The 26,139-nt window shown below is 74.6% G+C and carries 24 protein-coding genes and 1 pseudogene; 13 read left to right on the top strand and 12 right to left on the bottom strand.

Annotation, left to right across the window (positions count from 1 at the left end):
- The first annotated feature begins 129 nt into the window (after nucleotides 1-129).
- On the top strand, nucleotides 130-2,154 hold the full coding sequence (gene fxsT, locus ACH4C6_RS10330; protein ID WP_398108131.1) for an FxSxx-COOH system tetratricopeptide repeat protein: 2,025 nt from the start codon (nucleotides 130-132) through the stop codon (nucleotides 2,152-2,154).
- A gap of 165 nt (nucleotides 2,155-2,319) precedes the next feature.
- On the top strand, nucleotides 2,320-3,285 hold the full coding sequence (locus tag ACH4C6_RS10335; RefSeq protein ID WP_398108132.1) for a YihY/virulence factor BrkB family protein: 966 nt from the start codon (nucleotides 2,320-2,322) through the stop codon (nucleotides 3,283-3,285).
- 51 nt (nucleotides 3,286-3,336) lie between these two features.
- On the opposite strand, the gene ACH4C6_RS10340 is transcribed toward ACH4C6_RS10335, so the two are convergent.
- The 4 genes and pseudogenes from ACH4C6_RS10340 to ACH4C6_RS10355 form a co-directional block, all read right to left on the bottom strand.
- Nucleotides 3,337-3,762: a DUF6003 family protein gene (locus ACH4C6_RS10340; RefSeq protein WP_398108133.1), complete on the bottom strand. Its 426-nt coding sequence runs from the start codon at nucleotides 3,760-3,762 to the stop codon at nucleotides 3,337-3,339.
- A 242-nt stretch (nucleotides 3,763-4,004) separates the two neighbouring features.
- Nucleotides 4,005-4,790 carry an SDR family NAD(P)-dependent oxidoreductase gene (locus ACH4C6_RS10345; RefSeq protein ID WP_398108134.1) on the bottom strand — a complete coding sequence of 262 codons (786 nt, stop codon included), beginning with the start codon at nucleotides 4,788-4,790 and terminating at the stop codon, nucleotides 4,005-4,007.
- A gap of 167 nt (nucleotides 4,791-4,957) precedes the next feature.
- Complete coding sequence (locus tag ACH4C6_RS10350) at nucleotides 4,958-5,980, bottom strand: trypsin-like serine peptidase (protein WP_398108135.1); 1,023 nt, start codon at nucleotides 5,978-5,980, stop codon at nucleotides 4,958-4,960.
- Between the two features lie 412 nt (nucleotides 5,981-6,392).
- Nucleotides 6,393-6,860 (bottom strand): annotated as a pseudogene (locus tag ACH4C6_RS10355) (SRPBCC family protein); the annotation flags it as partial.
- Between the two features lie 197 nt (nucleotides 6,861-7,057).
- Between ACH4C6_RS10355 and ACH4C6_RS10360 the strand changes: the two are divergent.
- A complete protein-coding gene (locus ACH4C6_RS10360; RefSeq protein ID WP_398108699.1) occupies nucleotides 7,058-7,459 on the top strand; it encodes a hypothetical protein in 402 nt (133 codons plus the stop codon).
- Nucleotides 7,460-7,579: 120 nt separating this feature from the next.
- On the opposite strand, the gene ACH4C6_RS10365 is transcribed toward ACH4C6_RS10360, so the two are convergent.
- Entirely contained in the window at nucleotides 7,580-8,209 is a 630-nt protein-coding gene (locus ACH4C6_RS10365; protein ID WP_398108136.1) for a flavin reductase family protein, read from the bottom strand.
- A gap of 156 nt (nucleotides 8,210-8,365) precedes the next feature.
- Nucleotides 8,366-8,653, bottom strand: a complete 288-nt coding sequence (locus ACH4C6_RS10370; RefSeq protein ID WP_369194286.1) for a zinc-ribbon domain-containing protein — start codon at nucleotides 8,651-8,653, stop codon at nucleotides 8,366-8,368.
- Nucleotides 8,654-8,805: 152 nt separating this feature from the next.
- Between ACH4C6_RS10370 and ACH4C6_RS10375 the strand changes: the two genes are divergently transcribed.
- Nucleotides 8,806-9,297: a DUF5949 family protein gene (locus ACH4C6_RS10375; protein WP_398108137.1), complete on the top strand. Its 492-nt coding sequence runs from the start codon at nucleotides 8,806-8,808 to the stop codon at nucleotides 9,295-9,297.
- Nucleotides 9,298-9,391: 94 nt separating this feature from the next.
- Here ACH4C6_RS10375 and pgm read toward each other — a convergent pair whose 3' ends face one another.
- Together pgm and ACH4C6_RS10385 are read right to left on the bottom strand one after the other, a co-directional pair.
- Nucleotides 9,392-11,032 (bottom strand): phosphoglucomutase (alpha-D-glucose-1,6-bisphosphate-dependent), encoded by a 1,641-nt coding sequence (gene pgm, locus ACH4C6_RS10380; protein WP_398108138.1) that lies wholly within the window; start codon nucleotides 11,030-11,032, stop codon nucleotides 9,392-9,394.
- Nucleotides 11,033-11,310: 278 nt separating this feature from the next.
- Nucleotides 11,311-11,739 carry a hypothetical protein gene (locus tag ACH4C6_RS10385; protein ID WP_398108139.1) on the bottom strand — a complete coding sequence of 143 codons (429 nt, stop codon included), beginning with the start codon at nucleotides 11,737-11,739 and terminating at the stop codon, nucleotides 11,311-11,313.
- 191 nt (nucleotides 11,740-11,930) lie between these two features.
- On the opposite strand from ACH4C6_RS10385, the gene ACH4C6_RS10390 reads away from it, so the two are divergent.
- The 3 genes from ACH4C6_RS10390 to ACH4C6_RS10400 all read left to right on the top strand — a co-directional run bounded on the left by ACH4C6_RS10390 (nucleotide 11,931) and on the right by ACH4C6_RS10400 (nucleotide 13,496).
- The gene (locus ACH4C6_RS10390) at nucleotides 11,931-12,080 is read left to right on the top strand and encodes a hypothetical protein (RefSeq protein WP_398108140.1); all 150 of its coding nucleotides are present in this window, start codon (nucleotides 11,931-11,933) and stop codon (nucleotides 12,078-12,080) included.
- Nucleotides 12,081-12,187: 107 nt separating this feature from the next.
- The gene (locus tag ACH4C6_RS10395) at nucleotides 12,188-13,066 is read left to right on the top strand and encodes a hypothetical protein (RefSeq protein WP_398108141.1); all 879 of its coding nucleotides are present in this window, start codon (nucleotides 12,188-12,190) and stop codon (nucleotides 13,064-13,066) included.
- 103 nt (nucleotides 13,067-13,169) lie between these two features.
- Entirely contained in the window at nucleotides 13,170-13,496 is a 327-nt protein-coding gene (locus ACH4C6_RS10400; protein WP_398108142.1) for an antibiotic biosynthesis monooxygenase family protein, read from the top strand.
- 546 nt (nucleotides 13,497-14,042) lie between these two features.
- On the opposite strand, the gene ACH4C6_RS10405 is transcribed toward ACH4C6_RS10400, so the two are convergent.
- Complete coding sequence (locus tag ACH4C6_RS10405; protein WP_398108143.1) at nucleotides 14,043-15,395, bottom strand: diacylglycerol/lipid kinase family protein; 1,353 nt, start codon at nucleotides 15,393-15,395, stop codon at nucleotides 14,043-14,045.
- Between the two features lie 313 nt (nucleotides 15,396-15,708).
- Between ACH4C6_RS10405 and ACH4C6_RS10410 the strand changes: the two genes are divergently transcribed.
- The 4 genes from ACH4C6_RS10410 (at nucleotide 15,709) to ACH4C6_RS10425 (ending at nucleotide 19,094) form a co-directional block, all read left to right on the top strand.
- A complete protein-coding gene (locus tag ACH4C6_RS10410; protein WP_398108144.1) occupies nucleotides 15,709-16,215 on the top strand; it encodes an SRPBCC family protein in 507 nt (168 codons plus the stop codon).
- Nucleotides 16,215-17,273 (top strand): LLM class flavin-dependent oxidoreductase, encoded by a 1,059-nt coding sequence (locus ACH4C6_RS10415; RefSeq protein WP_398108145.1) that lies wholly within the window; start codon nucleotides 16,215-16,217, stop codon nucleotides 17,271-17,273. The genes ACH4C6_RS10410 and ACH4C6_RS10415 overlap by 1 nt, the downstream gene beginning before the upstream one ends.
- A gap of 233 nt (nucleotides 17,274-17,506) precedes the next feature.
- The gene (locus ACH4C6_RS10420) at nucleotides 17,507-17,893 is read left to right on the top strand and encodes a hypothetical protein (RefSeq protein ID WP_398108146.1); all 387 of its coding nucleotides are present in this window, start codon (nucleotides 17,507-17,509) and stop codon (nucleotides 17,891-17,893) included.
- 115 nt (nucleotides 17,894-18,008) lie between these two features.
- On the top strand, nucleotides 18,009-19,094 hold the full coding sequence (locus ACH4C6_RS10425) for a GNAT family N-acetyltransferase (RefSeq protein WP_398108147.1): 1,086 nt from the start codon (nucleotides 18,009-18,011) through the stop codon (nucleotides 19,092-19,094).
- 42 nt (nucleotides 19,095-19,136) lie between these two features.
- On the opposite strand, the gene ACH4C6_RS10430 is transcribed toward ACH4C6_RS10425, so the two are convergent.
- Nucleotides 19,137-19,721, bottom strand: a complete 585-nt coding sequence (locus ACH4C6_RS10430; RefSeq protein WP_398108148.1) for a hypothetical protein — start codon at nucleotides 19,719-19,721, stop codon at nucleotides 19,137-19,139.
- Nucleotides 19,722-19,868: 147 nt separating this feature from the next.
- Between ACH4C6_RS10430 and ACH4C6_RS10435 the strand changes: the two genes are divergently transcribed.
- On the top strand, nucleotides 19,869-22,415 hold the full coding sequence (locus tag ACH4C6_RS10435; RefSeq protein WP_398108149.1) for a SpoIIE family protein phosphatase: 2,547 nt from the start codon (nucleotides 19,869-19,871) through the stop codon (nucleotides 22,413-22,415).
- 67 nt (nucleotides 22,416-22,482) lie between these two features.
- Here ACH4C6_RS10435 and ACH4C6_RS10440 read toward each other — a convergent pair whose 3' ends face one another.
- On the bottom strand, nucleotides 22,483-24,615 hold the full coding sequence (locus tag ACH4C6_RS10440) for a SpoIIE family protein phosphatase (RefSeq protein WP_398108150.1): 2,133 nt from the start codon (nucleotides 24,613-24,615) through the stop codon (nucleotides 22,483-22,485).
- Nucleotides 24,616-24,791: 176 nt separating this feature from the next.
- Nucleotides 24,792-24,974 (bottom strand): hypothetical protein, encoded by a 183-nt coding sequence (locus tag ACH4C6_RS10445; RefSeq protein WP_398108151.1) that lies wholly within the window; start codon nucleotides 24,972-24,974, stop codon nucleotides 24,792-24,794.
- Nucleotides 24,975-25,232: 258 nt separating this feature from the next.
- Between ACH4C6_RS10445 and ACH4C6_RS10450 the strand changes: the two genes are divergently transcribed.
- Nucleotides 25,233-26,054, top strand: coding sequence for a chitosanase (locus tag ACH4C6_RS10450; RefSeq protein WP_398108152.1), 822 nt, complete (start codon nucleotides 25,233-25,235; stop codon nucleotides 26,052-26,054).
- Nucleotides 26,055-26,139 lie beyond the last annotated feature (85 nt).

The raw sequence follows: 26,139 nt of genomic DNA on the forward strand, positions 1-26,139 counted from the left end.
CCGGTCTGTCGCGTGTACGCGAAGCCGTCGGGTGGGTACGGCGGGCGGTCGCCTCGAACACCCCCTCCCCCGGGCCGACTTCTCGGATACGATCACGTCGGCCGTCGTCGCGACCGGAGAGGGATCCTCATGTGGCGCAGACTGGTCGGCACCGTGGCCGGTCTGCTGGTGCTGTTCGTCGGCAGTCTGGCCTTCAACGCGGCGTCCGGGCAGAGCCGCTGGCCCGGTCCGCTCGACTTCGTGCGCCTGCACCCCTGGATCGTGCTCCTGCTGCTGGTTCCCCTCGCCTGGGCCGGACTGCGCCAGGAGGCGCGCGAACAACCGCCCCCGCCGCGTCCGTCCGCACCCGCGACCTACCGGCTGCCGCCCCGCAACGCCCACTTCACCGGTCGGGACGACGCCCTGCGGGAACTGCGGCGGCGCCTCACCTCGGCGCAGGACATGGCGACACAGGTCGTTCACGGCCTGGGCGGGGTGGGCAAGACACAGCTGGCGGTCGAATACGCCTACCGCCACCTGTCGAAGTACCGGTTCGTCGCTTTCGTCGACGCCGAGGACCCCGACCTCATCGCCACCCAGTTCGCTTCGCTGGCCAGGGAGTTGGGGCTGCGGGAGGTGGGATCCGAGCAGGCCGTGCCCGGGGTGTGGTCCTCGCTTCGCGACCGTCGGCCCTGGCTGGTCGTCTTCGACAACGCCGAGAAGCCCGGCACGCTGCTGCACGCGCTGCCCTCGGGCGACCTGGCGCACAACGGCCACATCGTCGTCACCACCCGGGTGAGCGGCTGGTCGGCCACCGCCGGAGTGCTGGACCTGCCGGAGTTCAGCAGGCGGGAGTCGGTGGATCTCCTGGTCCGGCGGGTGCCCGGGACGAGCGCCTCGACCGCGGACCGGATCGCCGAGCAACTCGGCGACCTGCCGCTCGCGTTGGAGCAGGCCGCGGGATACATGGGCTACAACCACACCGCACCGGAGGAGTACCTGGCCCTGCTGGGCACGCGGCTGGACGAGATGATCGCCCGGGGCGAGCTGGCCGACCGGCCGTCGGTGGTGGTCGCGACGCTGTGGCAGCTCGGCGTGGATCGGCTCCGGCGGGAACAGCCGCACGCCGTAAGGCTGCTGGAGCTGTGCGCCCTGCTGGCCCCGGAGCCCATCGCGCTGGACCTGTTCACCGCCGCGCCGGAGCCGCTGGTGCCGTCGGCCGCCGATCCGCTGGCCTGGGACACGACCGTGGGCGCCCTGGCCGGACTCGGTCTGGCCAGGCGTGAGGGCTCCTCCCTGGTGCTGCACCGGCTGGTCCAGGCGGCCGTCCGCGCCTCCATGACCGGTGACCACCGGGCGGCGTCGCGGGCGCAGTTGTGCCGTGCGCTCCTCGCGGCCGTGCCGCACGACGTCCACGGCGATCCCGAGGCCCGGCCGCGCTGGCACCGGCTGCTCCCCCACGTGCTGGCCGTGACCCGCGGCGAGCCGCCCGCCGGCGCGGCGGCGGAGACGGCGGTGCTGCTGCGGCTGGCAGCGGAGTTCCTTCTCGCGATCGGTGACCGCACGTTGGCGCTGCCCCTGTGCGAACGTGCCCTCGCGCTCGACGAAGCGCTGCTGGGCCGGGACGCGGAGATCGGGTTCGACCTGATCACGCTGGCCCAGATCCACCGGGACCTGGGCGCCCCGCAGACGGCACGCCCCCTCGCCGAGCGGGCGCTGCGGCTGCACGAGGCCGCTCTGCCGGCCGGGGACCCCGCCGTCGCCACGGACCTGGCGACCCTGGCGCGGACGCTGTGCATGCTCGGCGAGCACCGGGCGGCGCTGCCGCTGGCCGAGCGGGCGCTGCGCATCGACGAAACCGCCCACGGACCGGACGACCCCTATGTGAGCTTCGATCTGATCGCCCTCGCGACGGTCCACTTCGACCTGGGCGACCCCGAGGCCGCCCTGCCGCGCATCGAGCGGGCGCTGCGGATCCGCGAGGCCCGCTACCCGTCCGACCACCTCTACATCGGCTATGCCCTGCTGTTCCGGGCACGGGTGCTGGAGGCCCTGGGCGAGCCGTCCTCGGCCGAGAGCGCCCGCCGGGGCGAGCGGATCCTGCACTCCCAGCTCGGCGCCGATCACCCCAAGACGGAGGAGGCCCGGGCCCTGGCGGACCGGCTGACGGCGTAACAGGTGACCCGCGCCGCGCGTCCGGGGCCCGGAGCGGCCGTGGGGTGCCGAGCGGGTGAGCACCCGTGGCGGCTCTGTGGGTCGGGGAACCGCGAACAGGTCGGGCGGTCAGGATTACGGGGCATCCGGGCAGGGAGCCGTCGTGCGACAAGGAGAGTCCACACCATGGGAACCGCCGTGCACGTCCCGCAGACCCGGGACATGATCGGAGAAGAACTCTCCGGCGACGAGGCCTTCGCCGCCCTGCGCCACTACGGGGGCTGGCGGTTCCTGATGGACTCCTTCGCACGGTTCCGTTACGCGGACGGCTTCACCAACGCCCGGGCGCTGGCCTTCCAGGTGGTGGTCGGGCTGGTGCCGTGCACCGTGGCGCTGGTCGGACTGGCCACCTCGGTGCACACCGAGGCCGTGGGCCGGGTCATCGAGCTGACGCTGGGGCGGATCGTGCCGGGGGCGAGCGCGGAGATCGTGAAGGACGCCTTCGAGGGGACGCGGCGCACGGCCCACGGCGACGTATGGAGCACGGTGGCCCTCTGGCTCGGTCTCGGCTTCGCGCTGCTCAACCTGTCGTCGGCGATGGGGCAGATCGAGCGCGGCGCCAACCGCATCTACGGGATCGAGCGGGACCGCCCCCTGCCGCGCAAGTACGCCCGGTCGTTCGTGCTCGCCCTGGCCGCGGGCCTGCCCCTGGTCCTGGGGTTCGTCGTCCTGGTGGCGGGCCGGGCGGTGGGGGACGCCGTGGCCGAGACCGCGGGCTGGGAGGGCGGCTTCGGACGGTGGTGGGGCGTGGTCGAGATCCCGGTGGGGCTGGTCCTCGCCTGGGTGGCCTCCGCGGTGATCTTCCGCTGGTCCCCGCGGCGCGTGCAGCCCGGCTACACCTGGCTGGCCTTCGGGTCGGCGGTGCATCTGCTGCTGTGGGTGGCGGCCACCTGGCTGCTCGCCCTGTACGTCGAGGAGAGCGGTGCCTTCGGCGCCGTGTACGGACCGCTGACCGCGTTCATCGCGCTGCTGCTGTGGGCGAACCTGACGGCGGTCGCGCTGTTCCTCGGCATCGCGTTCGCCGCCCAACTGGAAGCGGCCCGGGCCGGGATCGCCTCGGCCGTCGAGCCGGACCCCGGCCCGGGCGCGTGAGACCGGGCGGGTCGGGGGCGGCTGCGGGTCCGGCAGCCGCCCGCCGCGTCGTCAGCCGCTCGCCGCGGCGGTCACCGTCGCGGGGTCCACGCCGGTCAGTTCGACGATGCGGTGGGGTGGCACGCCGGCGGCCAGGGCGCGTCCGATCAGGCCGTCCCGGCCGTCGGAGCAGTCGCGGTAGGCGAGCAGTTCCTCCTCGAGGCGGGCGAGGGACTCCGGCGTCATGCTGTGCCGCAGCCGGCTGAGTTCCTCGTCGCCGAGCGGGACCGGCACGCTCTCGGCGTCCGCCGGGATGGCCCCGGTCTCCTCCGGCGGCAGCAGCCGCAGGTACGGGGAGGTGGGCGTGGCGTCGTGGGCGTGCAGCCAGGCGCGGACCGCGGGCGTCTCCATGAAGGCGAGCTCGCCGACGGCGGCCGGGGGGACGCCGAGCGGCGCGGACGGGTCGTCCAGCAGGAACAGGTAGGCGTCGTCGGTCAAGACCGGCTCCTTCTCACAGTGGGGGGCTGTTGGACCTCCCTTTACCCCGCCGTGCCCGGATTAGCGCCGCCGGACCGGGCCGATGGGCCCGTACGGCACAGGGGCGGGCCGTTGTCACCCCGCGGTGTGGGCCGATCGGGCGCCGCTCGGAGCCGCGGGGCGCCCTGCGGCCGCGACCGGGCGAGCCCCCGGGCAGCGGCTCGGGCTCGAGCTCGGGCTCGGGCTCGGGCGACCGACGTTCCTCACTCGTGCAGCGCCTGATGGAAACCGGTGTTGACCGCGGTGAGGCCGCCGTCGACGACCAGGGCCGTGCCGGTGATCCAGGACGCGTCGCGTGACGCCAGGAAGGCCACGGCGGCGGCGATGTCCTCCGGCTCCCCCACCCGGCCCAGCGGGTACAGCCGCCGCACGGCTTCGAGGTCCGCGTCGCGGCCTTCCCACGCGCTGGTGCGCACGGTGCCCGGCACCACGAGGTTGACGCGTACGCCGCGCGCGGCCGCGTGCCCCGCGAGCGTGCGGGTCAGGGAGGCCAGGCCGGCCTTGGCGGCGCTGTAGGCGTGGTTGCCGAAATCCTGGAGGCCGTTGACCGAGCCGATGGACACGATCGCACCGCGTCCGGAGTCCGCCAGGTGCGGCAGGGCGGCCCGGCAGCAGCGGTACGTGCCGGTCAGCGTGACGTCCAGGTCCCGCGCCCAGGACTCGTCCGGCTGGGCCTCGAAGCGGGGCAGGTCGGGCGAGCAGTGGGCGGCGCAGTTCACCAGGACGTCGAGCGAGCCGAAGGTGTCCGCGGCGTGGGCAACGGCGGCGTCCACCGCCTGCTGGTCGGTCACGTCGCAGGCGCACGCCTCGACCGTGAACCCCTGCGCCGACAGGTCCCGCGCCGTCCGCCGCGCCGCGTCCGGGTCCTGGTCGGCGACCAGGACCCGGGCCCCCTCCCCTGCGAGTCGGCGGGCGGTGGCGGCGCCGATGCCGCGCCCCCCACCGGTGATGAGAACGCCGTGGCCCGCGAAGCGTGTCGTGTCCGTCATGGGCCGACCGTACTGCCTGTCATGGCCGTGGCGGGCTGCCGCGGGAGGAGAACTCCGGGCGGCCCGCCACGCGGTGATGTGCAGCAACTCCGCCGCCTCGCGGCGCCGATGCCGGGTCCCTGCGCCGCGGCTCGGCGCGGGGACCCGGCTGCTGGTGGAGCGGCGGGTCAGGAGGACTGGGCGCTCTGGTACAGGTTCTGTGCGTCCGCGCCGAAGTACGGACCGTACATGGCGTTGGGCAGGAAGTTGTACTTGAAGCTGTTCACCGACGACTGGAGCCCGGTTCCCGTGGCCTCGTCGAACTGCGTGAACCAGGGCCCGCCGCTGGAGCCGCCGGTCATGTTGCAGGTCAGCCCGTGGTCGCCGGAGAGCAGGAAGTCGCGGAAGGTGGTGCCGCTGCAGTAGATGAACTTCTCACCGTCGTAGGGCGCCGCGGCCGGGAACCCGAAGGAGTACATGGCCTTGCTGTAGCCGGTGTTGAAGGCCACGCCCTGGCCGCCGACGGCGTCGGTGAGCCGCGTGCCGTCGAGCGGGGCGACGACGGCGGCGCCGATGTCGTAGTTGATGTCCTCATTGGCCGTCCACTGCGGCGTCGACAGGAGCCTGGCCGCGGTCCAGGTGCCGTACGGGCGCTGACCGTCGTGGTAGCCGGGCACGAACACCCAGTTGGTGTGCCAGGCGCCCTCCAGCTTCACGCAGTGGCCGGCCGTCAGCACCGTGGACTTGTTGGCGCTGGTGACGGCGTTGCCGGAGCAGGAGGCGGTGCGCCCCTGGTAGGTGAAGAAGACGCGGCCCGCGGTCCTGGTGACCGCTCCCCCGCCGGACCACGGCCCGCCGGAGTGCGGGAACGCCAGGGGGCCGACGGCCGCGGCGGGCGCGCTGGGCGGCACGACGGTCGCCCTCCCCTGGCGCGGGGCCGCTCGGCGTACGTCGGTGGGGTCGACGCTCAGGACGTCGAGCGGGGTGGCCTCGCGCATCCGCTGCGCCGTCCAGAAGGACAGGGCGTCCTGCTGTGCCGAGGGCGTCCTGAGGCCGGGGTCCGGCGCTGCGCCGGCCGGTGCGGCGGTGACACCGGTCGCCAGCAGGGCGGCGATGCCGGCGAGCGCGCCGAGAAGGGCGCGGCGGGTGCCGGCGCGGCGAACCGGGGTGCTGTCGCCGGCGGGGCGAGGGCTGCGGGGTCTGCCTATCACGCGGTCTCCTTCTGCTGTGGGGGCCGGGCGGCGGGATGCCGGTCCGCCCGGTCAGGCAGGGGTCTCACTGCGGACAGTCAGAGGGCAGCGTGCCACTGGACGGCCTGGATGGACAGGTGCATGTCATAACGATGGCCGAAACACCCCTCGGTACGGGACGCGCCGGTGCCGCGGGAGGCGCAGGGCAGGACCGCGGCGGCACAGGGACGGGCCCGGCCTCCGTACGGAGACCGGGCCCTGTCGCAGCCGTGGGTGAGTGTCAGAAGGTGGAGCCGGGACCGCCCGTACCGCTGGTACCACCCATGCCGCCGCTGGTGCCACCCATGCCGCCGCTGGTGCCACCGGTGCCGCGCAGCGGGTCGGTGCCGCCCAGCGGCCCCGTACCGCCCGTCGGTCCGGTGCCGCCGGTGGGGCCGGTGTCGCCGCCCGGCTGGATCCGTCCGCGCCAGGCGCCGGACTCGGCGCCGCGCTCCTCGATGTACTCCTTGAAGCGCTTCATGTCGCCCTTGACCCGGCGGTCGATCGTGCCCATCATGTCGGCGACCTTGTCCATCGCCCCGCTGGGCTCGACCTCCATCACCAGCTCCACCCGGGTGTGGGTGTCGTCCACGCGCTCGAAGCGCACAGAGCCCCTCTGGTTGGTGTCGCCGCTGGTCGTGCGCCAGGTGACGCGCTCGTCGGGCAGCTGGTCGACGATCTCCGTGTCGAACTCGCGGCGCACGCCGCCGATCTTCGTCGTCCAGTGGTTGTGGCGGTCGTCCACCTGCCTGACCTCTTCGACGCCCTCCATGAAGTGCGGGAACTCCTCGAACTGCGTCCACTGGTTGTAGGCGGTGTGTACGGGGACGCCGACTTCCACGGTTTCCTTGACGGTGCTCATGCCCATGCCTCCGTATTCACTGATCGACTGCGGGAGGCCCATCGGCCCACTGAGGTCCGGGCCCGTGGTCGTCGGGTACCCGGGCTGCGGCGATTGCCACCTCCCGTGTACCGGGACCTTGCGACCCCCTCACCCCCACGACCGAACGTGGATACGATCCCGGCGTGCGCCTTCCCCGTTCCGCCCCGGGCTGGACCATGGCCGTCTTCGGCGTGCTCGCCGCCGCCCTCGGTGCCGTCGGGCTGGTCGCGCCCGACGTGCAGTTGGCACTGCTGGGACTCCCCTCCCCCCGTGACCGCGCCGCCGGGGACCTCACCCCCGCGTTCCTGACGGCGTCGTCCATGGCGGCGCTGAACATGGGGGTGTACTACGTCCTCGCGGCGCTCGCCGACTGGCGGGCCTTCTTCCGCTGGACGGTGCCCTTCCGGCTGCTCACCTGCGCGGTCTTCGCGGTCGCCGCGCTCACGGGCCGGGCCCCCGGCGCCTTCATCGGCGTGGGGCTGTGGGAGGGGGCCGGGGCCCTGGCGACGGCGGTGGCCCTGCGCCACGACCGCCGCGGCGCCGAGGCGGCGACTCCCGAGACGCGCCCGGCGAGCTGACCGGCCCCCCCCGGCACAGGGCGGGGGCCGCGGTCGCCGAGCAGGAAACCGGGGGCGGCGGAAGGCAAGAGCCGGATGGTGGGTGGCGGATGGCGGATGGCGGATGCGGATCGCCGGCGTTCAGGCCGCGGGAGCCCCGGTCCTCGGCGTCTCCGAGCGGAAGCCGTGGCCGAGTTCCGGACCGAGGCCGTGATAGTGCCGGAAGTTGTACACCAGCGGGCTCCAGACGGCCGGGTCGACATGGTCGGTGCCGGGGACGACGACGCGTTCGGCGGCGTGCACCCGCAGCACCTCGCACTCCACGGCGAAGAACGTACCGGCCCCGCCCGGGGTCAGGGCACGGGCCCTCGCCTCCAACTGCAAGGCGCACTCGGCGACGCGCGGCGGCCGCACCAGACGGGCGGGCGCCGGGGTGAGTCCGGCCGCGGCGAACTTGTCCCGCTCGTGCCGGTACACCGCCCGCTTCACCTCCGGCACCGGGTCGGCCCCGGTCAGCGGCGCCAGCCGTTCCACGTGCTCCCACAGCTCCGGTCCGGGCACATTGATCACGAGGTCCGGGCGCTCGGCCAGGTTGCGCACGGTGTGGCTGTCGCCGCCCAGGCCCAGCACCACGTACCGGCCGAGGGCCCACGCGGAGGAGATCGGGGCGAGGTTGGCCGTCCCGTCGGCGTTCTCGGTGCTCAGCAGGACCACGGGCGTGCCGAAGTAGAGGATGCTGGGGCTGATCACGAGATGGCTGTCGTTCTTCATGGCCCCGACGCTAGGAGCGGGACGCTTCGGCCGGCGCCGAAGTACCGGCCTGCGAGGATCGACGGTCGCCGGCCGCACGCGGGCGTCCGGCACCGGGCGGGCCCGGCCCGGGACGGTTCGCTCACCGGAACCCGGGAGGGGGGCGGGCGCCGTGGGTCAGAAGCGGTGCTGCTGCTGCGGCTGCCCGTACGCCTGACCGCCGGGGCCGGACGCGTCCTGCGCCTGGAGCTGCTCGGCCTGCTCCTTGGTCAGTTTCTGTTCCGCGCCGCAGAAGGTGCACTGCGTCTGGTACTTCGTCGAGATCGGGAACAGCGGGACGAAGAACAGGGTGAACTTCGTGACGCGCTTCCTGAGCGTGTGCGCGGCGGGGTTGCCGCACCGGCCGCACACCAGCGTCAGTATCGCCAGCTGGTACAGGTAGCCCTTGGTGCCGAAGATGATCACGTGTGGTCCTTCCCGGGTCGGATCTTCCTCCAGTGTCCTGTATCCCGGGTTCGAGGTGCGCACCCCTCGATCGTGTGGAGAGCCCGGCGCCGACTGGTCCAGTCGGGTGACGGCGGGCCGGACGGGGCGCGGTGCGCCGATACCGTGCCGCGGTGACCTCGATCTCACCCGAAACGCAGTCCGCACCCACCGACGACCTGGGTTCGCTCGTCGTCCAGTCCTGGCGGGGCACGACCCCCGACGGGGACGTCCCCTACCTCCTGGCCTGCTCCCTCGGAGACGGTCAGGGCGGCCCGGAGGCCACCTCGAAGGCGGTCGAGCGGCTGCTGACGAGCGCCGGGCTGCCCCCGGGCGAGGGGCTCGTGCACGCCACCCAGCGGCCCAGCCTGCCGGTGAGCCTGCTCGTCGTGCCCGGGTCGGCCGTCCTGACCGTGCAGCACCTCACGTCGCAGTTCGTCCCGCCGGAGAGCTGGCTGGAGGCCGTGGCCGAACTCGGCTTCGCCTACCTCATCTTCGCCACCCGCCCCTGGCCGGCCGGCGCCGAGCCCGGTGACGTGGAGACCCTCGCCGCGTTCACCTCGGACGAGGCGGCCATGGCCGCGTCGGCGCACGTCGTCCTGCCCGCCCGCAGCCTGCGCACCTGAGCCACCCCCCGACCCGGACGCGCGGCGGCGGCCGCGTCCGGGACACCGCAGCCCGGGCCGCGTGGAGGCGGCCCGGGCTGCGGTGTGCCGTCGTTCAGGCGGACAGGGCGGCCAGCACCACGGCCTTGGCCTCCTCCTGGACCTGTGCCAGGTGGTCGGGGCCGAGGAACGACTCGGCGTACACCTTGTAGACGTCCTCGGTGCCCGAGGGGCGAGCAGCGAACCAGGCGTTGTCCGTGGTGACCTTGATCCCGCCGATCGCCGCGCCGTTCCCGGGCGCCTCGGTCAGGACAGCCGTGACGGCGTCGCCGGCCAGGGTGTCCGCGGTGACCTGCGCCGGCGACAGCTTCGCGAGCAGGGCCTTCTCCTCACGGGTCGCGGGCGCGTCGATGCGCGCGTAGGCCGGCTCGCCGAAGCGGGCGGTCAGCGCCGCGTAGTGCTCGGACGGGGTCCTGCCGGTGACGGCGGTGATCTCCGCGGCGAGCAGCGCCAGGAGGATGCCGTCCTTGTCGGTGGTCCACACGGAACCGTCCCGCCTCAGGAACGACGCACCGGCCGACTCCTCGCCGCCGAAGCCGATGGTGCCGCCGATCAGCCCGTCGACGAACCACTTGAACCCGACCGGCACCTCGACCAGTTCGCGGCCCAGGTCGGCGGCGACGCGGTCGATCATCGCGGAGGACACCAGGGTCTTGCCGACGCCGGTGCCGGCCGGCCAGCGGTCGCGGTGCGCGTAGAGGTAGGAGATCGCGACGGCCAGGTAGTGGTTGGGGTTCATCAGGCCCGCGTCCGGCGTGACGATGCCGTGCCGGTCGGCGTCGGCGTCGTTGCCGGTGGCGACCTGGAAGCGGTCCCGCTGCTCGATGAGCGAGGCCATCGCGTACGGGGAGGAGCAGTCCATGCGGATCTTGCCGTCCCAGTCCAGCGTCATGAAGCGCCAGGTGGGATCGGTGTGCGGGTTGACCACGGTCAGGTCGAGCCCGTGCTGCTCGGCGATGCGGCCCCAGTAGGCGACCGACGCGCCCCCGAGGGGGTCGGCGCCGATGCGCACCCCGGCCGAGCGGATCGCGTCCAGGTCGAGCACGCCGGGCAGGTCGGCGACGTAGGCGCCCAGGAAGTCGTAGCGGCCGGTGCCCGGGGCGGACAGGGCCCGGGCGTAGGGGATGCGGCGTACGTCCTTCAGGCCGCCGCGGATGATCTCGTTGGCGCGGTCCTGGATCCAGGACGTCGCGTCGGAGGCGGCCGGGCCGCCGCTGGGCGGGTTGTACTTGAAGCCCCCGTCGCCGGGCGGGTTGTGGGAGGGCGTGACCACGACGCCATCGGCGAGGCCGGTGGTGCGGCCGCGGTTGTGGGTGAGGATGGCGAGCGAGACGGCCGGCGTCGGCGTGTAGCCGTCCGCCTGGTCGATCAGCACGGTCACCTCGTTGGCGGCGAAGACCTCCAGGGCCGTGACGCGCGCCGGCTCCGACAGGGCGTGCGTGTCGGCGCCCAGGAAGAGGGGGCCGTCGACGCCCTGCTCGGCGCGGTACTCGCAGATGGCCTGGCTCGTCGCGGCGATGTGGTCGTCATTGAACGCGCTCGCCAGGGACGAGCCGCGGTGCCCGGAGGTTCCGAACGCGACGCGCTGCCCCGGGTCGTCGAGGTCCGGGTGGAGCGCGTAGTAGGCGGTGACCAGCCTGGCGACGTCGACGAGATCCTCGGGTCCGGCCGGACTGCCCGCTCGCTGGTGCTGCATGGCCCGCTCCTCCGCATGGGTTGTTCGTTCGCTTGCGTCACATCCTTCCCCGTCGCGGCCGCGCCGCGCGAGAGGGGCACCCCGGCGGCGGCCGGATGTGAGTGCCGCCCCGGACCGGGCCGCGGGACGCCGGCGGCTTGCCGCGCCCCGGGGATGTCAGCGCTTCCGGCCGCGTCCGCGCACACGAGAGGGCGGCGCTACGGGTCCCCGGTTCGCCCGGTGACGCGCCGCGCCGCCTGTGTCCCTCGTGGCCGGCACGCCGTACGTGCCGGCCACGCTCAGATCCGCCCGCCGGTGAGCCGGGTGAGCGGCCCGTGCGCACCGCGCTCCGCGCGGCGGCCCACGGCGTAGGAGGCGGCGCTCAGCACGGTGAGGCCGGCTCCGACGCCCGCGGCGACGAGCTTGCGGTGGGCGATGACCGTCCAGGCCGTCTTCGCCGTGGCGGCGACATGACCGGAGGCCGTCACGACCGCCTGACGCCCGGCCTCGACAGACTTGGCCGCGGTCTGCGCCGCCGACTTCGTCGTCTCGGCCGTGCGCTCGGCGCCCGCCTTGGCCGCTGACGTGGCGTCACCGGCCTTACCAGCCGCACGCTTCGCGGCCTGGGACGCCGGCGCGGTCGCCTTGTCCGTGGCGCGTCGGGCCTTGGACTCGGCCGTCTGCGTCGTGGTCGCCTTCTGATTCGTGCGCTTGTTCTCTTCAGTCATGTGACACCGCCTTGCCTCTGTCTCCCGGCGCAAACCCGTTCGGTCGCGCGCCGGGCGGGCCAACGGGTGCCTGAGCTCCGCGAGACGGGGGTAGTCGGGCTACGGACCGACAAACGAACACCGACGACCCGAAGACCTGAACACCGAAGACCCGAACACCCGAACACCCGAACGCCGAGGAAGGTGCCGTCATGGCCGGAATGCTCAACCGCATCAAGGACTTCGCCCGCAGCCCGCAGGGCCGCAGGGCCGTGGAGCAGGCGCGGCGGGCCGCCGCCGACCCCCGCAAGCGGGCGCAGGCCCAGCGTCTGCTCGGCAAGCTGCGCAGCCGCGGGCACTGACCCGGACGTCACGTTCGTCCCGACGAGCAACTCTTCGCACTCGTAGGTGTGTTGGCGCCCGGCTTGGGCACTTGGGTGGCGTCACACACCTGAGAGGAGCTGGTTCCATGGTCGGGGCAGGCAACGGCAGGAGGCTCTGCGCCTTAGGGATCGCCGGTGTCCTGGCGGGCACGTTGCTGGTCGGCTGCGGCGACGACGGCGACGCGAAGGACGAGGCGGGGGCCTCCTCGGCGAAGTCGAGCGCCGGGGCCGAGGAGCAGGGCACGCGGGCGGTGCGTTCGGCCTACGACAGGACCGCCGAGGAGGACACCGCCAAGGTCAGGCTGCGCGTGCAGACCTCCGCGGAGGGCCGCTCGGAGACCGCGAACGGGCAGGGCGCCGTCGACCTGGAGGACGGCGACAGCGTCATGACGGTCACCGTGCAGGGGCAGCGGATCGAGCAGCGGGTGATCGACCGGATCCTGTACCAGAAGATGCCGAAGGGCCAGGCGCCCGGCGGCAAGCCCTGGGTCAAGATCGACATCGGGAAGGTCGCCGCACAGCAGGGCGCCGGCGACGGCTCCGTGAGCGATCCCGCGCAGTCGGCGGCGTACGCCAAGGCGATCACCGACAAGGACGTGACCAGGAAGGGCACGGAGACGATCGACGGTGTGCGCACGACCCGCTACCGCGTCTCCGTCGACGTCGCCGAGCTGCCCAACGGCGAGACGCTGCGCAAGCAGGTCGGCCCCACCCTGCCGATGGACGTGTGGCTCGACGACGAGGGCCGGATGCGGCGGCAGCAGATCGAGATGACCGTCAAGGCGCCGGCGCAGTCGCAGGAGCGCTCGTCCTCGGAGTCCTCGTCCGCTCCGCAGCGGTTCACCGTGCGCACGGTCATGGACTTCACCGACTTCGGCACGGAGGTGGAGGCGGACGCGCCGCCGGCCGGGCAGGTCACCGATGTGACCGGCAAGATCCTGAAGCAGGGCGGGAAGCAGAGCTGATCCGGGCGTCCAGGCCCCGCCCGCACGCCGTCCGGGGTGGACCGGGGCGGGCGTGAGCGCATCCGTCGACCGCCGCGGACGGCTCATGGGGCAGGATGGGGCCATGAGCGTAGTCAAGATCAACGTGCTGACCGTGCCGGCCGAGCAGCGGGAGACGCTGGAGAAGCGCTTCGCCTCCCGCGCGCACGCCGTGGAGAACTCCGACGGGTTCGAGTGGTTCGAACTGCTCCGGCCCGTGGAGGGCACCGACACCTACCTCGTCTACACGCGGTGGCGGGACGAGGCGTCCTTCCAGGCGTGGATGGAGGGGCCCATGAAGTCGGCGCACCAGGGCGGCGGTGAGGGCGGCGAGCGCCCCAGGCCGGCCGCGAGCGGCTCGACCCTGTGGTCCTTCGAGGTCGTGCAGCAGGCGGCCCCGAAGAGCGCCTGAGCCCCGCCGGCGGCTCCCTGTCCCTGAGGTCCCCCGTGCCGGACGGCACGGGGGACCTCGTGCGTGCCGGGACGGCAGCGCCTGTGCGTGGCGGCGGGGCTCCGCTGCCAGTGACGGTGTGGCAACGCCGGTGCTGGACGGTGGTGGGGCGCTTGCGACCCCCCGGGCAGGCCGGCGAGGGGCCCTCGTGCGCAACGGGCAGGGCAGTTCACGGGCGTGACAGCGGGGCCCTCGCGGGTACGGGTCCGGCAGCCCTCGCGCATGACAGCGCGGAACCGTCGTGCATGACAGCGCGCAACGCCCTGCCGAGCGACCGGCGCGGCGTCAGGCGCCACGGGCGCCGGAGCAGTCACAGCGGACGCAGCGCCAGGCGCCTCCGGCGCGGGAGCAGCCCCGGACCCGGAAGGCGCGGGAGCAGCCCTGGCGAGCCCGGCGTCAGGCACCACCGGCGCGGGTCAGACGCCACCGGCGTGGGAGCAGTTCCGGGCCCGGACGGCGTGGGGAGAGGTCCCGGAGGGCGCTGACCCAGCCACGGAAGGCGCTGGGTCAGGGGCGGTGGGAGCGGCTGGGGGCTGCCGTGCGGCCGACGGCCGCCGCGAGTTTGCGCAGCCGCCGCCAGTCCAGACGCGGCGGCGCCTCCGGCACCCCGGGCCGGTCGCGGGGCACGCGCACGCGCAGGGCACGGCGGGCGATACGGCAGTGGACGGGTGAGGGCAAGGTGAGCGCCTCGCCGTCGAGGCCGACCTCCAGGTGCGGTTCGTCGGCCTCCACCAGGACGTGCTGGGCGGTCAGCACCGTCAGCCCCTCCGGCCGCGGGGAGAGCAGCAGTTCGGCCGCCTCCACGGCGCTGTCCACGCGGACGGCCAGCACGCCGAGCCGCCCGGAGTTGAGCCGTTCGCGGCGGCCGAAGCCGAAGGGGTCGTCCATGCGGTAGGCGTTGTTGCTCACCAGGACGGCCTGCGGGTCGGCGATGGTCGTGCCGTCGGCCCGGGCGGTCAGGCGGGGTCCGCTCTGCCGGGTGAGCAGGTCGGGCAGCCGCTCCAGTGCGGCGCCCACCTTGTCCTCGCGGTAGCCGGGGCTCTGCACGACGGCCCCGTACACGCCGAAGGACGCGTTGTTGACGAACGGCCGGTCCTCGGCGAAGCCGAGGTCGACGCGGAGTTCCACCCCGTCGGTGAGGGCGTCCAGACAGGTGGCGGGGTCGTCGCGGTCCAGGCCGAGGTCCATGGCGAAGTGGTTGCGGGTGCCGGCCGCGATGACGAGGAAGGGCAGGCCGTGCTCCGCCGCGACGGCGGCGACCAGGGCCTGGGTGCCGTCGCCGCCCGCGACGCCCAGCAGGTCGGCTCCGTCGGCCACGGCGGCGCGGGCCAGGGCGGTGACGTCCTGCTGCCGGTCCGGGTCGAGCAGGACGACCCGGGCGCCCAGTGCCTCGGCCTTCTCCTTGATCTGGAACCGCTCCACCTTGCCGCCGCCGGAGCGCGGGTTGAGCAGCAGGAAGGGCCGCTCGGGCGGAGGTGTCCGGTACTCCTTGACGCGCACCGCCCGCAGACCGGTGCTGCGCAGCGCGTAGCGGCCGCTCCACACCGCGCCGGACCACAGCAGCAGGGACACGAACACCACCCACAGCAGGTTCGCCGCGGCGAAGAGGGTGAGCAGGGCGACCGGGGCGACGACGGCCAGCGCGCCGGCCGCCATGCGGACCACGCCGCGCCGGGACAGCACCCACCAGAGCGCGGCGGCGGTCAGGCCCAGCCCCGCCACGCCGGCCGCGAGCAGCAGCAGTCCGCCCAGCCCGCCCGCAACGAGGGGCAGCAGCACCGCGAGGGCGGCCGCGGCCAGGGCCGCCCTCGCGGCCCATCGCTGCCGGCGGTGCTGCCGCTCGCTCATCGCCGATCCCATCTCGTCCTCCGCTCGAAGGCCGGGCGCGGGCGGACCGGCGGATCGCGCCCGGCCGCGACCTCGGTGCCCGCCGACGCGCCGGCTCGGCCGCCGTCGTCGCTCACGGCTCCCCCGCCGCTGGGCCGGTCGGCCGTGAAGATCCTCCGGGGCGGAGCCACCCGTAGCGTACGCGGCGCGCACGACCTCGTTCCCGCGCGGCGGTGCACGTCGGCCGGCCGCACGGCCCGCGATGCGGACCCACCCCCTTGACCAGTCAGTCTCATTACGCAACTCTGCTGGTCGTTGCTGTCGACGGCGAGGAGGCCGGCTCGCGATGGAGTGGACGGGTGCGCGGTACGCGGATCAGCCGACGGTGGAGGTGGCGACCTGGGTCGACGCCCCGCCGGGCCGGGTGTGGGAGGTCGTGTCGGACGTGACGCTGATGCCGGAGATGAGCGCGGAGCTGCTGTCGGCGCGCTGGGCCGACGGGGCCACCGGCCCTGCCGTCGGGGCCCGGTTCGTCGGTCGCAGCCGGCACGAGCGGTTCGGCGAGTGGGAGACCACCTCCACCGTCGTCGCGTGCGAACCCGGGCGGGAGTTCGCCTGGGCGGTCGGGGAGCCCGCCGCGCCCAGCGCGCTGTGGCGGTTCGGACTCCGGCCCGGCGACGGTGGCACGGCTCTGTCCCAGTGGATGCGGATGGGCCCCGGCCGCTCCGGGCTGTCCTTCGCCATCGACGCGATGCCCGACAAGGAGCAGAAGATCGTCTTCGTGCGGCTGCGGGAGTTCGAGCGGGCCATGACCGCCACGCTGGAGCACGTCAAGCGACGGGCGGAGGCGTGATGCGCACGGCGACGACCGTGGAGGCGTCCGGGTTCGGCTCCTGGTCCCGGCAGGCCGATTTCGTCGTCGAGGCCGAGAAACTCGGCCTCGACATCTGCTGGGTGGCCGAGGCGTGGGGCTCGGACGCCCCCTCCGCCCTGGGCTACTACGCCGCGCACACCCGGCGGATGCTGCTCGGCTCGGGCGTGATGCAGGTCGGCACGCGCACACCGGTCGCCCTGGCGCAGACCGCCGTCACCCTCTCCAACCTCTCCGGCGGGCGCTTCCTGCTCGGGCTCGGGCCGTCCGGGCCGCAGGTCATGGAGGGGCTGCACGGGGTGCCGTTCGCCCGGCCCGTGGCCCGGGTGCGCGAGACGGTGGAGATCGTCCGGCAGGTGGTCGCGGGCGGCAAGATCGCGCACAGCGGCTCGGAGTTCACGATCCCGCTGCCCGGTGGGGAAGCGGTGCCGATGCGGCTGTCCCTGCGGGCCGAGCACCCCGTGCCCATCTACCTGGCCGCACTCTCGCCCGCCATGCTGCGGCTGACCGGGCAGGTCGCGGACGGCTGGCTCGGCACCAGCTTCGTGCCCGAGGGCGCCGCGGAGGCCTACTTCGCCCCGCTGGAGGAGGGGCTGTCCGCCGCGGGGCGCGACCGGGCCGGGTTCGACGTGTGCCAGGGCGCCGAGGTCGCGTTCGCCCCGGACGAGGAGGCCCTGGCCGCCATGGTCGCCGGCCGGAAGAAGGAACTCGCCTTCAGCCTGGGCGGCATGGGCTCGGCGTCCACCAACTTCTACAACCGTGCCTACAGCCGCCAGGGCTGGGCCGAGGTCGCCGCGGAGGTCCGTGAGCGCTGGCAGGCGGGCGACCGGGACGGGGCCGCGGCGCTCGTGACGGACGAGATGGTGCTGGCCACCACGCTGATCGGCACCGAGGAGATGGTCCGGCGCCGGCTGCGCGTGTGGCGCGACGCCGGTGTCGACACGGTCCGCCTCTATCCGGCGGGCGAGACGCTCGACGCCCGGCTCGCCACGCTCGGCAGAGCCATCGAACTGGTCCGGGAGGTCGACGGCGCGGGCTGAGCCGGGTCCCCTGCCGGGCGGCCGGGGCCGGAGCAACCCGTCGTCCGCCGCGCGGTGGTCCGCTCGCGAGGGCACCGGGCAGAGGGCGAACACCGGGCCGGGGCTTGACGGGGCGGGCCGGGCTCGGACCTACTGGAAGCCGCGGCCGGCCGTGTCGGGGGGCCGGTTCCGCGCAGGTCCTCCAGGACGGGCCCGCTGGTCTTCGTCCCCCGGCGCGCAGGTCAGGGGGCGACGTGCGGGGACGACGGGCAGCGGTGCTGTGCCTGGTGGCCGTTGCCTGCCTGCTCCTGCTGCCCCTGCTCGCACCCGGGCCGGCGGACGACGGGCCCGCGGCCGTGACGGTCGCCGCGGCCGCGGAGACGGCGGTGACCGGTCCGGTCCCGGACTCCGGGGCCGAGGCGGCCGGGGAGTCGTGTCCGTGCGACGGGGACGCCTCGCTGCGGCGCCTCCTCGCGCGCACGCCACGGACCGGGGGCGCGGCCGCCGCGCAGGCTCCGGCCGCCGCGGCCGCCGGAGCGGTCCGGGACGGCGCGGAGGTCCGCGCCACGGGGCCGGCACGGGCTCCTGGGACGGCCGCGACGCCTCCTCGCGCCGTCGAACTGCAGGCGTTCCGCTGCTGAGAAGGGCCGTACCGACAGGCGCCTGCGCCGTGCGGCCCGAGTACCGCCCCGGTACCCGATCGCGGTGATGTGCAGGCCTTCGTGTGTCCCCATGCCGATGACACAGGAGGCAGTGATGCCCGAAAAGCGCGTCGTCGTTCTGCGGCCGGACGAACTCGGCCCGGACGACGTGAAGATGTGGCGGGAGATCCGCACCGAGTCGGGTGCCCCGGCCAACCCCTTCCTCGACCCGGTGTTCACGCAGGCGGTGGGCCGGGTCAGGCCCGGGGCCAGAGTGGCGGCCCTGCTGGAGGACGACTCTCCCGTGGGCTACTTCCCGTACGAGAGGGGGATGCTGGGCCGGGGGCGGGCCATCGGGCTGGGGGTGTCCGACAGCCAGGGCGCCGTGCTGCGGCCCGGCGTCCGGCCGGACGCCCACCGGCTGCTGCGGGTCTGCGGGCTGTCCTCGTGGGAGTTCGACAACCTCGAAGCCGGTCAGGGCTGGTGCACGCCGTACGCGGCCGAGGAACTCGCCTCGCCCGTCGTCGACCTCACCGCGGGCTACGAGCGGTACGCCGAGGGCCTGCGGGCCAGGTCGCCGGGGTTCCTGAAGCAGACCCTGGCCAAGGAGCGCAGGCTGGGCCGACGGGTCGGCGAGGTGCGGTTCGTCCACGACTCGCGGGATCCCCGGGCGCTGCGGGCGCTGATGGCGTGGAAGTCGGCGCAGTACCGGCGCACGGGCCGGCGGGACCGCTTCGCGCAGGAGTGGATCACCCGGCTGGTGGGCCTGCTGGGCGAGAGCGAGGACCGGGAGTGCCGGGGCGTGCTGTCCGTGCTGTACGCCGGGGACCGGCCCGTGGCCGCGCATTTCGGTCTGCGCTCGCGCACGGTGCTGTCGTGGTGGTTCCCGGCCTACGACCGCGACTGTGCGCGGTACTCCCCCGGCCTGGTGCTGCACCTGCGGATGTTGCGGGCCGCGGCGGCCGACGGCGTGGAGACGGTCGACCTGGGCAGCGGCCCGGCCCGCTACAAGGAGTCCCTCAAGACCGGTGACCTGCGGGTGTACGAGGGAGCGGTGGTGCGTCCGGTGCCGGGCGGGGCCGTGCACCGGCTGGGCCGGGAACCGGCCCGGGCGGCCCGCCGCTTCGTGCGCGACCGGCCGCGGCTGGCCGGCGCGGCCGCCCGGACGCTGGAGGGACTGGGCCGGCTGCGCGACCGCTGAGAGCGGGCGCCCGGACGCGGCCGGTCCGGGCGCCCCCTGGTCTCAGCGCGTGGCGGTCCAGCTGTGGGCGACGTCCACGACGATGCGGCCGTCCAGCTGCAGCACCCGGAACGGCAGCCGGGCGCGGACGCCGAGGCCGATCTGGGTGTCCCCCTCGAAGCTGCCGGCGTACCGCGTGTCACGGAAGGTGCGGTAGCCGGTGAGGTCCACGCCCGGCAGCGGACGCGCCACCCGCCCGGGGTAGGTGGCCGCGCCCGTCTCGGGGTCGTAGGCCGGGGCGCCCACGCGCACCTCCAGGACGGCGCCGCCGGCCACGGGGATGTGGCGGCCGGACCCGTCCTGGTAGAGGGCGTCGACGTACTGGACCGTGTAGCCGACGCCGCTGCCCGCGCCGGGCACGTCGACGACCATGCGGTCGTAGCAGTCGTGCCGGCCGGTGCGGATGTCCCTGACCGGTGCCACCTCGGTGGTGGCCGCGGACTTGGCGAGGCTGCCCCAGCCGGTCGGGCAGGACGCGGTCGCGGCGGTCCGGGCCGCCACCGGTGCGGCGGCGGCGGGAACCGCCGCCACGCCCACCGTGGCCCCCACGATCGCGAGAGTCGCACATGCTGTTCTGATACGTACCATTGCCGCCCCCCGGGCTTGCGTGCTGGTGATACCGATGAGACGGCCCACCCGGCCGAAAGGTTGTACTTGCCGCGCCGGAGCGCCGAGGATGGCACATCCTGGGGGGAGCGATGGATGTCCCGGGCGTCCGTACCGGGAGGACGCGACATGGATGAGGCAGCCGCTCCGGACGGGCCGTGGTCACCCCGTGGCCGACGCCCCGGCGAGGCCGGCGGCCGGGCCGGGCCCGCGGGCGCGGGCCCGCTCGAGGACGCGTTGGCGGGCCCGCTGACCGAGGCGGTACGGGACCTCGAGGGCTACGGCGGGCTGGTCTACCTGCGCTCGTGCGACCGGCGTTCGCTGGTGCTGGCGATGGTCGCCGGTGTGCCGCGCTCGCTGCTCAGGAGCTGGTGGCGGGTGCCGGTGGGCGGCGCGCTGCCGATGTCGGAGGCCTACCGGCGCGACGAGGTGCTGTGGCTGCCCGACGAGCGGGCCACCATGGTGCGCTTCCCGCACTTCACGGCGGGGCTGCCCTACTCCTTCGGGTCCGCCTACCAGCCCGTCCACGCCGGGGGCGAGACGGTGGGCGTGCTGGTCGTGCTGCGGTCGGCGGCGCGCGCACCCCTGGACCCGGCGTCGGTGGCCGCGGCGCTGGAACCGGCCCGCCGGGCCGTGGAGGGCAACCTCGGCCGCCCGGCGAGCAGCCATGGCGCACCGGCGGCGCCGCGCGTCGAGTACGACGGCGAGCCGTTCGGGGTGCGGCTGCCCACCTCCGCCCTCCACCCCGTCCGTGTCGGGCTGCTGGACTGGTACCTGGACAGCGGCCGGTGCACGGCGGACGAGGAGGCGCTGGCGCTGCTCGGCATCCCCCGGTCCGGCTTCGGCGAGACCATCGCGGAGGTCGAGGCCCGGATCAGCCCGGACGACCTGCACGAGCTGCGGGCCTGCCGGACGGACGCGCTGACGTCGGGACGGGTCAGGAACCGGCGCTTCCGGGTGCGGGAGGCCTCGCCGGGCGGTGGGGCGGCCGGCTACCGGCCCGTCGAGCTGTGGGGCCATGTCGTCGAGGGGGGTTCGGCCGGGATGCTGGTGGGGGCCCTGGTGGACGCCGTGGGCGGGCTGACGGCCGCCGAGGCCGCCGAGCGGCTGCCGGACGGGCTGTTCTCCCTGGACCAGGAGGGGCGGCTCACCTACGCCAACCGCCGCTGCGAGGAACTGCTCGGCTGCGGCCGGGAGGAACTGCTGGGCCGCCACCCCTGGGGCGTCATCACCTGGCTGCGGGACCCCGCCTACGAGGACCGCTACCGCGCGGCGATGTTCTCCCAGGAGCAGGTGTCGTTCCTGGTGCGGCCCCCCGACGGCACCTGGCTGAGCTTCGTGCTGTACCCGGACGTGCACGGCCTGACCGGCCGGATCCACCCCACCGACGCGCCGGTCGGGGTGGGCCCGTCCGGGGCGCAGGCCGCGGCGGACCGCGCGGCCGGCTCGGCACCGCCCCCGGAGCCCGCCGTCGGGGCCCGCGCCGGGGCGCTCTACCACGTAGTGCAGATGGCCAGCGTCCTCACGGAGGCGGTCACCGTGCGGGACGTGTGCCGGGCGGTGGCCGAGCAGCTGCTGCCCGCCTTCGGGGCGCGCGAACTGGCCCTGTACACGATGCACGAGGGCCGTATGTACCTGCTGTGGGAGTCCGGTTACCCGGAGGGCTTCCTCACCCCTTTCGAGGGCGTCAGCCTCGACACGCAGCTCCCCGGCGTCCACGCCCTGACCACCCGGCTCCCGCTGTTCTTCGAGTCGCCGCAGGACCTGTCGCTGGCCTACCCGGGCATCGCCCTGGACCGGATGCACGCCTGGTCGTTCCTGCCGCTGATCGCCTCGGGGCACCCTGTCGGCTCCTGCATCCTCGGCTGGGACGCCCCGCACCGCTTCACCCCCGACGAACGGTCCGCTCTCACCGCCCTCAGCGGACTCACCGCCCAGGCGATGGAGCGGGCGCGGCTGTACGACGCCGAGTCCGCCGTCGCCCGCGGCCTCCAGGAGGGGCTGCTGCCGCACCGGCTGCCCACGGTGGAGGGGCTGCGCACCGCCGGCCGCTACCTGCCCGGCACCCAGGGCATGGCCATCGGCGGCGACTGGTACGACGTGATCACCACGGACCGGGGGGTGGCCCTGGTCATCGGGGACGTCGAGGGTCACAGTGTCGGCGCCGCGGCGGTGATGGGCCAGCTGCGCAGCGCCGTGCACGCCTTCGCGGCGAGCGGGCGGCCCCCGCAGGAGGTCATCACCCACACCAACCGGCTGCTGGCCGAGCTGGAGGCGGATGCCTTCGCCACCTGCTGCTACATCGAACTGGACCCGCGCACCGGACGCGCCAAGGCCGTACGGGCCGGGCACCCGCCGCCGTTGCTGCGCCACGGGGACGGCCGCAGCGAGGCGCTGCTCCTCGCGGGGGGCGTCATGCTCGGCGTGGAGCCCGACGCGGAGTACCCGGTCACCGAACTGACCCTCGCCCCGGGCAGTGTGCTGGCCCTGTACACCGACGGGCTCGTGGAGCGGCCCGGCAGCGACATCGAGACGGGCATCGACACCGTCCGCCGCTGCCTGTCCGACACCCCGGCGGACTCGGTCGAGCACCTGGCCGACCGGCTGATGAGCACGGCCCGGCGCGCCCGGGAACGGCCCGACGACGTGGCGCTGCTGCTGACGGCCTACCGCTGAACGCCCGCCGGCGGGCGCGGCGCGAGCCGCACCGGGCGGCGGCCATGGGTGCGCAGGGCCGGACGGATCAGCGCCGGCCGTCGTCGGTGCGGGTGGTACGCAGCACGAGCACGGTGACGTCGTCGGTGTACGGCCCGGTGCCCGCCGTGCGGTGGACGAGCCGGTCCGCGGTGCCCTCCAGATCCCGGCCGTCGCCGGCGTCCAGGCGGCCGGCCAGGTCGGCGGTGGCCCGGGTGGTGTCGGTTCCGGGCAGTTCGACGAGGCCGTCGGTGTACAGCACGAGGGTGGTGCCGGGATGCAGCGGCGCCCTGGTGACCGGGTAGCGGACGCCGGTGTCGACGCCCAGCAGCGGGCCCGGCTCGACGTCGAGGACGGCGGCGGGGCCGTGGGCGGGGCGCAGCAGCGGGGGCACGTGCCCCGCGCTGGCGAAGGACACCTCGTGGCGGGCCAGGTCGAGGTGGGCGTAGAGGCAGGAGACGAGCAGTTCCGAGTCCAGGTCGGCCAGCAGGCGGTTGGTGCGGGCGAGGACCTCGCCGGGGGCGGCGCCGGCCGTGGCGTGGGCGTGGATGGCGGTGCGGACCTGGCCCATCAGGGCGGCGGCGGCCATGCTGTGGCCCTCCACGTCGCCGATGACGGCGGCGGCGGTCGTCTCGTTGAGGCGCAGCACGTCGAAGAAGTCGCCGCCGACCTGGATGCCGTGCCCGGCGGGCAGGTACCGGGCGGCCACGTCCAGGTGGGCGAGCCGGGGCAGGGCGCGGGGCAGCAGGGCGCGCTGGAGTTCGCCGACGAGGCGGTGTTTGGCGTCGTAGAGGCGGGCCCGGTCCAGGGCCTGGGCGACGAGGCCGGACAGGGAGGTGAGGACGGCGCGTTCCTCGGCGCTGAACTGGTGGGGCTGCTCGTAGGACAGGATGCAGCAGCCCACCGGGCGGCCGGAGATGACCAGCGGGAGGAACGCCCAGGCCTGCTTGCCGCTGATCTGCGGTGCTCCGGGATAGCTGGCGGCCATCTCGGACGGGTGCGCGAAGAAGGCGGGTGTGCCGCTGGCGAGGACCTGCCCGGCGGGGGTGAGGTCGGTGTCCAGGGCCAGGGCGTCGAGCCGCTCCATGACCTCGGACGGGTAGCCGTGGTAGCCGGTGATCTTCAGCCGGCCCGCGTCCGCGGCGGACAGGACCAGGCCCTGGGCTCCGAAGGCGGGCAGGATCTGGTGGGTGATCAGCGCGACCAGGTCGCGCACGGTGACGGCCTCGGTGAGGGCGGCGGCCAGGTGGACCAGTTGGTGCAGGCGCCCCGCGGAGGCCTGCGTCGAGGGCCGGGCGGCGGGTGGCGGCGCGGTGCCGGACGGTTCGCCGCCCGGGACGACGCGCACGCTGATGCCGCTGTTGTCGGGGTAGAGCTGGAAGGTCAGCGGCTGGTCGGGCGGGCGCAGCGCCGTGAACGTCACGGGCATGCGGCTGACCATCGCCGTGCGGTAGTGGTCCTCGTGGACGGGTTCGTCCAGCCAGGGGAGCGAGTGCCAGGGCCGGGTGCCCAGGAGCCGGTCGACGGGGCGGCCGAGCAGGCGGGCGGCGGAGCCGGTGGCGAAGGTGATGCGGCCCTCCAGGTCGAGGGAGAGGGCGCCCTCGGGGAGGCGTTCGAGGTAGTCGGCCGCGGCCAGGCCGGTCTGCACGGGATGGTGGGCGGCGTCGACCGGCACCACGCGGGGCCGGTCGGGCAGGCCGGGCGGCTCGGTGGCGTCGTCCAGCAGGCGGGCCGTGCGGCGGGCGCTGGAGACGATGTGGCCGTGCTCGCGGGGGGTGACCCGGCGCGGCCGTCCGGCGGGCCACATGAGCACGATGCCGCCCCAGCGCCGCCGCACGCCGGACAGCGGTACCGCGGCCAGGGCGAACGGGTAGGGCAGTGCGGCGGCGGCCCGGGGGTAGCGGCGGGCCATCTCGGCCTGGCTCTCGATCCACACGAGGCGGTCGTCGTGGATCGCGTCGGCGACCGGGACGGGCGCGGACAGGGGCAGCCGCTGCCAGGGGGCGCTGAACTCCAGCGGGAGGCCGCACAGCGCCACCAGGCGGAGGACCGGTTCGCCGTCCTCGACGAGGTAGAGACCGCCGATCGACGCACCCGTGCCGCGCACGGTGTCGGCCAGGGCCGCCCCGAGGGCGTCGTCCAGCGACCCGGCACCTGTGGGCGGCTCGTTGCTCCCGGGCATGGTGTCCTCCCGCTCCTACCGGGACGCTACGCCTCACGGGCCTCATGAGCACGTCCTCGGCAGAAGGGGCACGCGGGCCACGGGCGGAGGCGGGCGGTGTCGCGCCGCGTGCGGGTGCGGGGAAGGGCGGGGCGGATGGGCGGCCCGCCGGGCCGCGGGCCGCCCGCCGGGTCACCTCACAGGCAGTAGCGCACGAGCCATTCGTCCTGGTTGTACGCGGTGCGGTCCGGGTCCGGGGCGGTCGCCGCCCGCTCCTCGGTCATGTCCTCCACGCGCACCGGGTCCGGCAGAGCCCCGAACCGGGCCTTACGGGCGGCGGCCTCCGCCTCGCTCCCCTGCTGCGACGTCGCCTCGTCCACGGCGATTCCCCTCTCCCGCGGTTCTCCCGCGATCGGCCCCGACCGGGCACAGAGTTGACGTGCGGGCGGGGCGGATGGTTCCGGGCCCGGGCGAGCACGCGCGCGGTACGCGGAGGCGACTCCCGGGCCGGGCGCAGTTGTTCGACCGTACGAACTTTCGCCCCGGGCGTTCCGCCGGCGACCCCAAGGTGATAGGAAACCTTCCTATCAGTTCGCACGGCCCGCTCCTCCCCACCCCCCACTCCGCTTGGAGGCCCCGTGACACACGCCTCGACCCCGGCGACGCGCCGGACCGTGCTGGCCCTGTTCGGGGCGGCCCTCGCGACCGCCCCCTTCCTGAGGACGGAACACGCCTCGGCGTCCGTCAGCGCCCTCGGACTCGACGACCCGGCGAAGAAGGAGATCGCCATGCAGCTCGTGTCGAGCGCGGAGAACTCCTCGCTCGACTGGCGGGCGCAGTACCGCTACATCGAGGACATCGGGGACGGCCGGGGCTACACCGCCGGCATCATCGGCTTCTGCTCCGGCACCGGCGACATGCTCGACCTCGTCGAGCTCTACACCGCCCGCAAGCCCGGCAACGTCCTCGCCCGCTACCTCCCCGCGCTGCGCGAGGTCGACGGCTCCGACTCGCACGACGGACTCGACCCGGGCTTCCCCGGCGACTGGCGCCGGGCGGCCGGGGACACCGCCTTCCAGCGGGCGCAGGACGACGAGCGCGACCGGGTGTACTTCGGCCCCGCCGTCCGCCAGGGCAAGGCCGACGGACTGCGCGTCCTGGGCCAGTTCGCCTACTACGACGCCCTCGTGATGCACGGCGACGGGGGCGACCCCCTCGGCTTCCGCAGCATCCGCAACCGCGCGCTGCGCACCGCCAGGCCCCCGGCGCAGGGCGGTGACGAGGTGAAGTACCTCGACGCGTTCCTCGACGCCCGCGTGTGGGCGATGAAGCAGGAGGAGGCCCACAGCGACACCAGCCGCGTCGACACCGCCCAGCGCGTGTTCCTGCGCCGCGGCAACCTCGACCTGAACACCCCGCTGGACTGGAAGGTGTACGGCGACAGCTACCACATCGGCTGAAGCGCCCCCGGCGCGCCGGCCCCCGCGGCCCGGGGCGGATTGGTCCACGCAACGCGCACCGAAGTGGACCTCCTCCCGGGCCGCC

Source organism: Streptomyces sp. NPDC017943 (assembly GCF_044328425.1).
Lineage (GTDB): Bacteria > Actinomycetota > Actinomycetes > Streptomycetales > Streptomycetaceae > Streptomyces > Streptomyces djakartensis_A.